This is a genomic window from Aquibacillus halophilus (assembly GCF_009649745.1).
GTDB classification, from domain to species: domain Bacteria; phylum Bacillota; class Bacilli; order Bacillales; family Amphibacillaceae; genus Aquibacillus; species Aquibacillus halophilus.
Map to the genome: position 1 here is coordinate 88,623 of NZ_WJNG01000005.1, position 12,120 is coordinate 100,742.

At 34.6% G+C, this 12,120-nt stretch carries 12 protein-coding genes; 11 read left to right on the forward strand and 1 reads right to left on the reverse strand.

The window, feature by feature from the left end; all coding sequences use genetic code 11:
* Positions 1–21: 21 nt before the first annotated feature.
* On the reverse strand, positions 22–897 hold the full coding sequence (locus GH741_RS06960) for a YitT family protein (RefSeq protein WP_153736068.1): 876 nt from the start codon (positions 895–897) through the stop codon (positions 22–24).
* Between the two features lie 269 nt (positions 898–1,166).
* Between GH741_RS06960 and GH741_RS06965 the strand changes: the two genes are divergently transcribed.
* The 11 genes from GH741_RS06965 (at position 1,167) to GH741_RS07015 (ending at position 12,018) form a co-directional block, all read left to right on the forward strand.
* Positions 1,167–1,523: a nucleotide pyrophosphohydrolase gene (locus GH741_RS06965; protein ID WP_153736069.1), complete on the forward strand. Its 357-nt coding sequence runs from the start codon at positions 1,167–1,169 to the stop codon at positions 1,521–1,523.
* Entirely contained in the window at positions 1,516–2,316 is an 801-nt protein-coding gene (gene dapB / locus GH741_RS06970; RefSeq protein WP_153736070.1) for a 4-hydroxy-tetrahydrodipicolinate reductase, read from the forward strand. Before GH741_RS06965 ends, dapB begins: the two co-directional genes overlap by 8 nt.
* Before the next feature lie 12 nt (positions 2,317–2,328).
* Entirely contained in the window at positions 2,329–2,751 is a 423-nt protein-coding gene (locus GH741_RS06975; protein WP_153736071.1) for a methylglyoxal synthase, read from the forward strand.
* The gene (gene bshA, locus GH741_RS06980; RefSeq protein WP_153736072.1) at positions 2,751–3,881 is read left to right on the forward strand and encodes an N-acetyl-alpha-D-glucosaminyl L-malate synthase BshA; all 1,131 of its coding nucleotides are present in this window, start codon (positions 2,751–2,753) and stop codon (positions 3,879–3,881) included. The genes GH741_RS06975 and bshA overlap by 1 nt, the downstream gene beginning before the upstream one ends.
* A complete protein-coding gene (locus GH741_RS06985; RefSeq protein ID WP_153736073.1) occupies positions 3,882–5,114 on the forward strand; it encodes a CCA tRNA nucleotidyltransferase in 1,233 nt (410 codons plus the stop codon).
* Positions 5,115–5,133: 19 nt separating this feature from the next.
* The gene (locus GH741_RS06990) at positions 5,134–6,036 is read left to right on the forward strand and encodes a biotin--[acetyl-CoA-carboxylase] ligase (RefSeq protein ID WP_338079288.1); all 903 of its coding nucleotides are present in this window, start codon (positions 5,134–5,136) and stop codon (positions 6,034–6,036) included.
* Positions 6,037–6,048: 12 nt separating this feature from the next.
* Positions 6,049–6,861 carry a 3-methyl-2-oxobutanoate hydroxymethyltransferase gene (gene panB / locus GH741_RS06995; protein WP_338079289.1) on the forward strand — a complete coding sequence of 271 codons (813 nt, stop codon included), beginning with the start codon at positions 6,049–6,051 and terminating at the stop codon, positions 6,859–6,861.
* A 21-nt stretch (positions 6,862–6,882) separates the two neighbouring features.
* The gene (panC, locus tag GH741_RS07000) at positions 6,883–7,752 is read left to right on the forward strand and encodes a pantoate--beta-alanine ligase (protein WP_153736075.1); all 870 of its coding nucleotides are present in this window, start codon (positions 6,883–6,885) and stop codon (positions 7,750–7,752) included.
* Between the two features lie 14 nt (positions 7,753–7,766).
* Complete coding sequence (panD, locus tag GH741_RS07005) at positions 7,767–8,150, forward strand: aspartate 1-decarboxylase (RefSeq protein ID WP_153736076.1); 384 nt, start codon at positions 7,767–7,769, stop codon at positions 8,148–8,150.
* A 195-nt stretch (positions 8,151–8,345) separates the two neighbouring features.
* Positions 8,346–11,156 (forward strand): ATP-dependent DNA helicase DinG, encoded by a 2,811-nt coding sequence (gene dinG, locus GH741_RS07010; RefSeq protein WP_153736077.1) that lies wholly within the window; start codon positions 8,346–8,348, stop codon positions 11,154–11,156.
* Between the two features lie 61 nt (positions 11,157–11,217).
* Positions 11,218–12,018, forward strand: coding sequence for a ComEC/Rec2 family competence protein (locus tag GH741_RS07015; protein ID WP_153736078.1), 801 nt, complete (start codon positions 11,218–11,220; stop codon positions 12,016–12,018).
* The last annotated feature ends 102 nt before the right edge of the window (positions 12,019–12,120 follow it).

The following is a 12,120-nucleotide window of genomic DNA, read 5'->3' on the forward strand; positions in this document are numbered from 1 at the left end:
GTTTTACGTTATGAGTTAATCCTAATCAGATAATGGTTTCTTATTTTCATCGAGGGTAAAACCTTCACCTATTACATCATGGACAGAAGTAACAGCAACAAAAGCATGAGGATCAATAGAATTTATTTTGTTCTTTAACCGAACAATCTCATTCCTTCCCACAACACAATAGAGCACATCACGACTTTCACCGGTATAATTGCCCTTTCCTTGTAAAACTGTAACTCCTCTTTCCATTTCGTTCATTATTTTATTCGATATTTCACTGCTACGACTTGAAATGATCGTAGCTCCTCTAGCAGCATAAGCACCCTCTTGAATAAAGTCAATTACTCTCGCACCTAGATAAACAGCTACTAGAGTGTACATTCCTTCTACCAGCTCCAAATAGGTGATAATTGAGGTAGTGATAACTATCGCATCGAACAAGAACATGGTTTTCCCCATGCTCCATCCAATATATTTATGAACAATCCTCGCTATTATATCTACACCGCCTGTAGTTCCACCATATCTAAATATAATTCCAAGACCAACACCGATCGTTACACCTGCAAAAAGAGCTACAAGGGTCATATCGGATTGCAAATGTAATTGATAAGGTTCTATTTGAAAGATAAAAAGAAAAAGAGAAACTGCCAACGTTCCTACAATTGTATAGATAAATGAATTTCGCCCGAGAAATTTCCAACCAATTAAAAATATGGGGATATTTAATAAAATATTTGAAATCGCTGGATCCCAATCCCATATAAAATAAAATAATAAGGTTATACCAGTAAATCCACCTTCACCTAGATTATTTTGCATATTAAAATGGACAATACCAAAAGAAAAAATAGCTGCACCAATTATAATAAATATTATATTTTTTAATTTGAGACCTACAAAAGTCATGTTGAGCACCTCTTCATTTTATTAGGTAGAAATTGCTTATTAAGAATAGATGGATTACTGAATAATTCTAAATATTAACAGGTTTACTGCTGCTTTTAGTATAATTATGATCAATCCTTTTATTTTATTAAATCAACTGTTTGATTTATATATTATAGTAAAACATGACTTTTGTAACAACGAAATCTATTTGTTAGACTAAATATTTGTCAAAATACAAGCTTTTAGCTAACATGTAAGTGTAAATGGACACAGAAGGAGCATATGTTATGTATGAAGAAAAACCATTTAATACTGCAGAAATGCAAAAAAGAGTAGATGACTTCATATCTCAATATAAAGAAGGGTATTTTTCACCTTTAAGTATGCTTGCCAGGTTTTCCGAAGAAGTTGGAGAATTAGCAAGAGAAGTTAATCACTATTATGGAGAAAAACCAAAAAAGCCGACGGAAAAAGAAAATACAATTGAAGATGAGTTAGGAGATTTATTATTTGTAACAATTTCTTTTGCCAACTCGTTGAATATTGATTTATCCGAAGCTTTTGATCGTGCTATGAGTAAAATAGAAAAAAGAGATAAAGATCGTTGGACACGAAAAGATGCGGAGGTAAATGAAAATGAGTAAAATTAGAGTTGTAGTAGCTGGGCCTAGAGGAAAAATGGGTAGTGAAGCATTACGCATGATTAGAAAAGATGACTCACTAGAACTAGTGGCCTGTTTAGATAGAAAGAACAGCGGTAAAAAAGTGAGTGAAGTAGAAGATCTTCCTAGCTTCGATGTTTATATATATGATGATGTAGTTGAATGTTTTCAAGCCGTTGATGCTGATGTATTAGTTGATCTAACCACACCTGAAGTAGGATACATTCATACTAAGGCAGCGATTGAACATGGCGTTAGACCTGTTGTTGGTACTACAGGGTTTACTAAAGAACAGTTAGAAGAATTAACCAAACTTGCTGAGGAAAAGGGTATAGGAGCAGTTATCGCACCAAACTTTGCTGTAGGGGCTGTCCTTATGATGCAATTTTCAAAATGGGCTGCCAAGTATTTTCCAGATGTCGAAATAATAGAACGCCATCATGACCAAAAACTTGATGCCCCATCAGGGACAGCAATTAAAACAGCAGAACTAATCCAAGAGGTTAGAGAAAGCAAGAAACAAGGACATCCAGATGAGAAGGAAACATTGCCAGGTGCAAGAGGAGCAGACGTCGACGGAATGAGGATACATAGTGTCAGATTACCAGGTCTAATCGCACACCAAGAAGTTGTCTTTGGATCTTCCGGTCAGAACTTAACGATTAAACACGATACATTTCACCGAGAATCATTTATGTCAGGAGTTAAATTAGCAATAGATCAAGTAGTAAAATTAGATATACTTGTTTATGGACTTGAGAATTTACTAGACTAAGGGGGAACCATAATGAATATTGCATTAATAGCTCATGATAATAAGAAATCCGAAATGATTGATTTCACCATTGCTTATTCGTATATTTTAAAAAAACATAAATTATTTGCTACTGGTACAACTGGAACAAGAATTAATGAAGCCACTAAAATGGATATACACCTAGTTAAATCTGGACCTTTGGGTGGAGATCAACAAATTGGTGCAATGATAGCTGAAAATAAAATGGACTTAGTAATTTTCTTTCGGGACCCATTAACAGCACAACCTCATGAACCAGATATTATTGCTCTAATGCGTTTGTGCGACGTTTATAAGGTGCCATTAACAACGAATATCGGTGGCGCTGAGGTATTAATACGTGCACTAGAGAGTGGATTTTTTCAATGGAGAGAGATAATCCATACCGATGATAACCGAGAAGGCAATAAATAATGAAGAAGATCGGAATAACCTGCTATCCCACTGTTGGTGGTTCCGGTGTGATAGCAACTGAATTAGGTAAGCTATTGGCAAAGCAAGGACATGAAATTCACTTTATTACTTCAAGTTTACCATTTCGACTTAATAGTGTGTATTCTAATATTTATTTTCACGAAGTTGAAATTAATCATTATCCTGTGTTTCAATATCCACCATATGATTTAGCTTTGGCTAGTAAGATGGCGGAGGTAATTGACACGCAAAAATTAGATATACTGCACGTTCATTATGCAATGCCGCATGCCATTTGTGCGATATTAGCACGAGACATAGCTAAACACGACGTTAAAATTGTGACAACATTACATGGCACAGATATTACGGTTCTTGGTATAGATAAAAGCTTGAAAAAAATGATTAAACACGGTATTGAAAATTCTGACGCGGTAACTGCAGTTTCAAATAGTTTAGTAAAACAAACAAAAGAAATGCTTGAAATAGAAAAAGATATAGAAGTTGTTTATAATTTTGTTGACGAGAATGAATATCATTTCCAAGAAAATCCCGTTTTGAAATCTCAATATCGAATTGCTAATCACGAAAAAGTTATTGTACATATATCTAATTTTCGAAAAGTGAAACGTGTAGAGGATGTTATTTATGCATTCAAAAAAATTACTAATCGAGTACCATCAAAGTTACTGTTAATTGGTGATGGTCCAGAATACTCAGAGATATACCAATTAGTACAGGACTTGAACTTACATAATAATGTATTATTTTTAGGTAAGCAAAAGAATGTTGCAGAAATACTTTCAATTGCAGACCTAAAACTATTATTATCAGAGAAAGAAAGTTTTGGTTTAGTTATCCTAGAGGCAATGGCATGTGGTGTTCCTTGCATAGGATCAAATGTCGGGGGAATCCCTGAAGTTATAACAAATAATTACAATGGCTTTATTACGGAACTCGGTGACATTGATATGGTGGCCAATAAAGCTATTCAGTTGTTAACGGATGATAAGTTATGGCAACAATTCTCCGAACATGGAATAGAACATGTAAAAAGAAACTTCAATTCGAAGAAGATTCTTCATCAGTATGAGCAATTGTATGACAAAACTTTGAATGACGGTGATTAAATGCTAGATGATGCATTTAGAAAAGCTATTACTATTATCGAGAGAATTGAATTGCACGGCCACAAAGCCTATTTTGTAGGTGGTGCCGTTAGGGATCAGTATCTCAGTAAAGAGATTGGCGACATTGACATAACTTCTTCAGCTAGTCCAGTTGAAATTCAACAGATGTTTGATAAAGTTATTCCTGTAGGGATTGAACACGGTACAGTTATCGTTAGGATTGAGGGTGAATCTTACGAAGTAACTACTTTTCGTGTGGAGGAAGGATATTCAGATTTCCGTCGCCCAGATCGTGTTCGGTTTGTTGATCGAATTGAGGATGATTTAGCTAGAAGAGACTTCACTATAAATGCTATCGCAATGGACAAAAGAGGAAACTTGATTGATCCTTTTGGTGGAAAAAAAGATATTGAATTGAGGCAAATCCGTACAGTCGGAAACCCAGTTGATCGCTTTCAAGAAGATCCGCTTCGGATAATGAGAGCGTTAAGATTCAGTAGTCAGTTAGGATTTACCATCAATCAAAGTACCAAAGAAGCACTCGTAAACTATATCGCTTGGATAGAGAAAATTGCTATAGAGAGAATAAGCACTGAGCTTGAAAAGATGTTTAACGGTTATTTTATTTCTAATGCAATCCCATTATTTGTAGAATCAAATATCGGGCATTATTTACCTATTTTCCGAGATAACCTAAACCTAATTAATGACTTGAATAATCATAGTGTTCCATTATGTTCATTCTCGGAGATTATCGCAATGTTTCATCTAATTAAACAGGATATATCTGTCAAAGATTGGGTTAGTGAGTGGAAGCTCTCAAATAAAATAGAAAAAGAAGCAACTATTTTGGTAAATGCAATAGATCACTATAGAGAAAAAAGCTTGGACAATTGGCTTATTTATTCTTTGCCAACTAACCTATTCAAAGCTTTTATTCGTTTACATTCTATCTTTTTCCCAAAATCCAATCTTGACTTAGAGCAACTAAACCAAATGAAGATGGATTTACCTATCCATAGTAGGAAAGATCTAAACCTTAACGGGATTGAGATTACAAATCTATTCCCTGATGTGCCAAAGGGAGCTTGGATTAACAATTGTTTATATCAGCTAGAACGTTATGTTGTACTTGGTCACCTAAATAATCAGAAAAATGAATTAAAGGAGTGGGCCAAGAATGGAATCCACCCGGAATCTTTTAATAGAAATCTTAGAAAAGAACAAGAATAATTACATATCTGGGGAACAGATGTCAAAAATGTTAGGGATCTCTCGAACTGCTGTTTGGAAGCACATGAAAGAATTACAAAAGGATGGGTATGAGATAGAAGGGATTTCTAAAAAGGGTTATAAAATCACTCAATTTCCATCAAAGGTAAGTGTAAATACGTTACAATGGGGTTCGAAAACAAAATGGTTAGGTAAAACACTTATTCATAAACACAGTACGGGATCCACACAAATTATAGGTCATCAATTAGCTGTTGAAGGAACTCCCCATGGAACAGTTGTTGTTGCAGACGTGCAAACTGAAGGTAAGGGTCGGTTTGATCGGAAATGGCATTCATCCAATAACAAGGGCATCTGGATGAGTATTGTTTTGCGCCCGAACCTTCTTCCAAATCAAGCACCACAAATAACATTACTTGCTGCAACGGTTATTGCTGATGTAATTAAAAGCAAGACAGGCCTTTCACCAAATATTAAATGGCCAAATGACGTTCTAATTAACAACAAAAAAGTTTCGGGTATTCTTACTGAAATGCAAGCTGAACAGGATCGTATTCAGTATATGGTATTAGGTATTGGGATTAACATTAACCAATCAGTAGAGACGTTAGCAAATGATATTAAGGCTTCAGCAACATCCTTAAGGATAGAATCAACGATTGAATGGAATATACGTGATCTAATACAGGAAACACTAGCACACTTTGAACAGGCCTATGATTCTTTTATTGATGAGGGTTTCTCTCCCATAAAAAGCAAATGGGAAAGTTACGCTTACATGATTGGACAAAGCGTTCGAATAAAAACTTTTAAGAAGGAAACTACGGCACAATTAATCGGTATCAAAGAAGATGGTGCTTTAATAATTAAGAATGAAGATGGTAGTCATGAATCACTATATTCTGCCGAAATCCAATGGTAGGGAGAGAGTTATGTGAAAAATTCAATTCAATTACAAAACATGAAAACTGAAGGCGAAAAAATTTCTATGCTAACTGCCTATGATTATCCTTCCGCAAAAATTGCTGAAGAAGCAGGAATCGATATGATTTTGGTTGGTGACTCATTAGGAATGGTAGTGTTAGGCTATGAATCAACAATCCAGGTATCTCTAGATGATATGATCCACCATGGTAAGGCCGTGGCAAAGGGGGCAAGAGACACGTTTATTGTAATAGATATGCCTTTTATGTCCTATCACATCTCATTAGAAGATTCACTAACTAATGCCAAAAAAATGTTTCAAGAAACAAATGCACACGCATTAAAAGTTGAAGGGGCTTCCGAGGAAATCTTAACACTAATTTCACGATTAAAAAGTGGAGGTATACCTGTCATTGCTCACTTAGGTCTTACTCCACAATCTGTCAACGTACTTGGTGGGTATCGTGTTCAAGGCAAAGATAAGGAAACCGCTCAACAGTTAATTAACGATGCGAAGGCATTGGAGCGAAGCGGAGCAATTGGTTTGGTTATTGAATGTGTTCCCAAACAATTGGCAAAACTTGTTACAAAAGAATTAACCATTCCTACTATTGGAATTGGGGCAGGTGTTGAATGTGATGGACAAGTCTTGGTATTACATGATGTGTTACAATATGGCATTGACAGACTACCCAAATTTGTTAAGACGTATGACGATGCAAATAGTAGTTTTACAGAAGCCATCAAAACATATGTTAAAGAAGTAAAGGATGGTACATTTCCTGCTGAAAATCATTCTTTTACAATGAATATAGATAATTGATTTTAAAGCTGGAGGATAGGCATGAAAATTATTCGTACGATACAAGAGATGAAGCAGCATGCATCCAAATTAAAAAAACAAGGACAAGCAATAGGTTTTGTTCCAACAATGGGTTATTTACACGAGGGTCATCAACAATTGATGAGTAAAGCCCGCCAAGAGAATGATATATTAATTGTCAGTATCTTTGTTAATCCTTTGCAATTCGGCCCAAATGAGGACTTTGAACGATACCCTAGAGATGAGCAACGTGATATAAAGACTGCTGAATACAATCAGGTGGATGTTTTATTTATTCCGGAAAAAGCTGATATGTATCCTAGTCCACGATCAATATCTTTACATGTCTTAAGGAGAAGTAACGTACTTTGTGGTCGTAGTAGAGAAGGACACTTCGAAGGTGTTGTAACAGTCTTATCTAAGCTGTTTAACATTACTTTGCCAGATAAAGTATACTTTGGAATGAAAGACGCTCAACAAGTGGCTGTTGTAGATGCTCTAATTAACGATTTAAATTACCCAATTGAAATCATACCAGTATCAACTGTTAGAGAACTCGATGGACTGGCAAAAAGTAGTAGAAACGTTTATCTGTCAGATCAAGAAAGAGATGAGGCTAACAATATTTATAAGGCATTACAATTTGGTCTGAAATTAGTTGTTGACGGTGAGAAAAATCCTGATAATATTGTACAGGAGGTTAAGGATTTTATTCTTTCTAACACTCATGGTAAAATTGATTACGTTGAATTATTAAGTTATCCAGAGTTGACTCCAATTACATCCATAAATGAACAAGTTATCCTAGCTACGGCCGTTCATTTTGAACGTGCACGTTTAATTGATAACGTTGTTTTTAATGGTCAGGGGTCAGTTTCTGAAAGGATATAGTAGGGGGAACTATTATGTTACGTACCATGATGAAAGCTAAAATTCATCGTGCCCGGGTGACGGAAGCTAATTTAAATTATGTCGGAAGTATTACTATTGATGAAGAGATATTAGAACAAGTTGGTATTTTACCACACGAAAAAGTGCAAATTGTTAATAATAATAATGGTGAACGACTGGAGACATATGTAATCCCAGGTGAAAAGGGTAGTAAGGTTTTTTGTTTAAACGGTGCAGCTGCACGGTTAGTTCAACAGGGTGATATTATAATTATTGTTTCCTATGCACTACTCTCAAATGAAGAATTATCAACATTTAAACCTAAAGTTGCCATAATGAACGAGGACAACGACATTATAGATTTGATAGAAGAGGAACCACCTTTTACAGTAAGATAGTATTCTTAGTAAGCACTAAACCTTAAATCTAATGAAAAAACTCTTATCGGAGAATAGGCTTTGATAGGGGTTTTCTTTATAGGCGAGAACAATTGTGACAAAACACTCTCAGTAGTAGCTGCGACGTGTACCTAGTGTAACAATTGTGTTTATCGCACGAAAAATAGGATTGTTAACCTTTATGGAGGTGAAATCTTGAGGAAGTTTGTAGTAGTTGATTTAGAAACAACTGGGCATACACCTTCTAAAGGAGACCGAATTATTGAAATAGGTATCGTTGTGTTATCTGAAGGTAAAATAATAAATGAATATTCAACATTAATTAATCCTAACATTTCCATTCCACCATTTATTACAAATTTGACTGGTATTACAGAAGATGATGTATCGGATGCCCCAAAATTTTCAAAAGTAGCAGAAGAAGTAGCAAATATATTTAAGGATGCATTTATAGTAGCTCATAATGTTCCTTTTGATTTAGGTTTTTTGAATTTTGAACTTAAATCAGTAGGCTTAGATCCCTTACACCAACCAATGATTGATACTGTGGAACTATCTCGAATATTATTACCGCAGGCACCAGGTTTTAAGTTAGGTCAATTGTCTGAATACCTTGAATTACAGCATGATGATCCACATCGTGCTTTGTCTGACGCATTTGTAACTGCGAAATTACTGTTGTATTTACTTGATAAATTACATACATTACCATATGAAACAGTCTTTCAGTTGAAACAAATGGAAAAACGACTGAAGAGTGATTTAGATCTTGTATTAGAACAACGGATGGATGAGCTTTCATTTCAGCCCCTTTTAAGAGATGATCTTGAGATTTTTAGAGGAATAGCACTGAAGAAGGAAGAACAATTGGATGCTCCGAAACATGATTCTACTATTTCATTTGGTGAATTACTTGATGAAATGTATCAACCAAACGGAAGCTTAGTTAAGTCAATGGTGAAGTATGAGGATAGACCAGGTCAACGAGAAATGTCAGAGGTAATATTTGATTCTTTCCAATCAAAGCAAAATGCTGTAATTGAAGCGGAAACAGGAACTGGAAAGTCATTGGCATACTTGATCCCAGCATCCTATCAAGCCTACATAGGACAAGAGAGGGTAGTTATTAGTACCCATCTTACTCAATTGCAAACTCAATTATTAGAAAAAGAGATCCCGGTTTTAAAGAGCTTGCTACCATTTGAAATAAAAACCGCTTTAATAAAGGGAAAGCAACATTACTTAAGTCTAAAAAGGTTTGAGAAGGAACTCATTTCGGTTCAACAAGATAATTATGATATCACTTTAACTAAAGCTATTCTTCTTGTTTGGTTAACAGAAACATTAACTGGTGATATTGATGAAATACAGTTACCTTCAAGTGGGCAGAAATTTTTCAGAAAGGTTTCAACTGATTCTGAAGGATTTGTAGATCCCAAATCACCTTGGTTTAGCAGATCATTCTACCAAAAGGTAAGAACTAAAGCACAAAAAGCGAACTTAGTAATCACCAACCATTCTCTTCTTTGTACAGACATTACAAGTGATTACCAATTATTACCATCGTATCAGAAACTAATTATCGATGAAGCACACCATCTTGAGGAAACAGCAGCAAAACACTTTGGACTTAGATTGGATTACATAACTATTCAATATCTTTTAAACCAAATTGGCACTATTCAAGATGGGGATTGGATTAAAAAGATAAGTGATCAATTTCCAATAATTAGTGAAATACTTAATAATAACCAATGGGACAAATGGTGGCAAGAAACCAAAAACGAGTTGGATGATTTATTTCGTTTTCTTTTTACTTATGTTATAGATCAACATAGCAATCAAGTCACTTTAAATGATACTGGACGATACCAATACCGGGTGGACGATGAAGAAGGTAATAACAACAAAAATTGGAATACAATTAAAGAAATGGTTACTAGACTTTCGTTTGATATTCGAGATTTGATCCATATTTTGTCGATCATCCAGAAAGAGTCAACTGAAAATAAGGACTTTTCACATGGCCAGAGCGATGATTTAGAAGAAATCAAGCCAAATATAGATAAATTACAAGCCGTTATTGATGATTTAGAGATCTTATTTTTAAACAATGATAATTCATTAGTTAAATGGATAGAAATAGACGCCTATGGAGCCAAAAATGCAGTTTATCTTTTCTGTGAACCAATAGGTATATCGACAATTTTAAATGAACGTTTATTTAATGAAAAGGAAAGTGTTGTCCTGACTAGTGCTACGTTAACAATGAAAAAATCGTTTAGTTATATAAAAGAAAGATTAGGACTAGATAATAAAAATTTGGTCGAGAAAAAAATCCAATCCCCTTTTAGTTATGATACTCAGGTACAACTGATGGTTCCTAATGATTTCCCAGATAGCAGATACGGAAACCAACAAGACTTTATTTATGCTACTTGTGAGGCTATCTATTCATTAGCTGATATTACAAACGGACGAATGTTAGTTCTTTTCACATCTTATGATATGTTAAAAAAATCATACAGCATACTAAAGGAAATAATGGTGAATGATGATTTCATGCTTATTGCACAAGGAATCTCAAGTGGAAGTAGGTCTAGGCTAAAAAAGAACTTTCAAGCTTTTGAAAAAGCCATTTTGTTGGGTACAAGTTCATTTTGGGAAGGAGTGGATATACCAGGAAGTGATCTTTCCTGTTTAATTATCGTCCGTTTACCATTTCAACCCCCAAATCATCCTATATATGAGGCAAAATCAAAGAGGTTAAAACAAGAAGGTAAGAATCCTTTTATGGAACTAGCATTACCAAATGCAGTAATTCGTTTTAAACAAGGATTCGGTAGGCTAATTAGATCCAGTACAGATCGTGGAATTGTATTTATATGTGATGATAGAATTATTAAGGCAAGATATGGAAAATATTTCACTGATTCTATACCCGATATACCAATAACATACAGCAATACACATAACTTAATCCAAAAAGCATCTGATTGGTTATGATACGTTTTGAATTTCTACATACCCTATAAAAATAACACGTTATTTTGGGGGATGGATAATCATGAATAAAAGAGCAACAATTAGCACCATAGGGATATTAATGATCATATTCTTCTTATTTCCTTTTTCAAAAATCGAAGCAGAAATACCTGAAATAGAGAAGAACGAGATGTATTTTGCTTTTTTTAATTTACCTGATGGCGAATCATCTTTACTAAAGACAGCAAATGACTTTAACATCTTAATTAATACAGGGTCACTAAAAAGTGAAAAAAAATTAATTTTTCAATTAAAGGAATTGAGCATTAGCAATATTGATACACTAATATTGACTAAACAGACCATTGATTATTGTGGGAATGCAGAGAGATTGATTGAACGGTATAATATAAAAAATATCGTTTATTCAGGGCAATTAAGCGATGCATGCAAGGAGCAGGTAAAGGGTTCAAGTTTGAAAAAATGGAATTCAGATGAAACATATAAGTTTGGAGAACACTTAGGTTTTAAGGTTTTAAAAGCTGGGTTGAATGGAAGCATGTCATTGGGTATAACTTATGGCAAGACTTCAATTATGTATTTAAGTAATAGTGATATCAAAGATGAAGAGGAGCTTCTAAAATCCTCTTTTGAACCTGAGATTTTGAAAATTGGTGATTACGCTGAAGGCAACTCACCGAGTAATGATTTTTTAAAGAAGGTGGATCCACACCTAAGTATTATTTTTCCATGTAAACAATGTAAGCAAAATTCAGGAATAATTGAACGAATGAATGAATCTTGGATTGATGTCTATCAGTTGGATCACGTAGGAACAACAATAATTCGTATGAACTTACATGATTATGAAATTTTGTCTTAATAGATGTCCTGACTGAAGACCCTTGCAACCAAGTAGTGTTACCAAAAAAAAACTGTGCGCTATAATAAGCGCACAGTAAAAATGTGGGTTAGGGATTTTTTG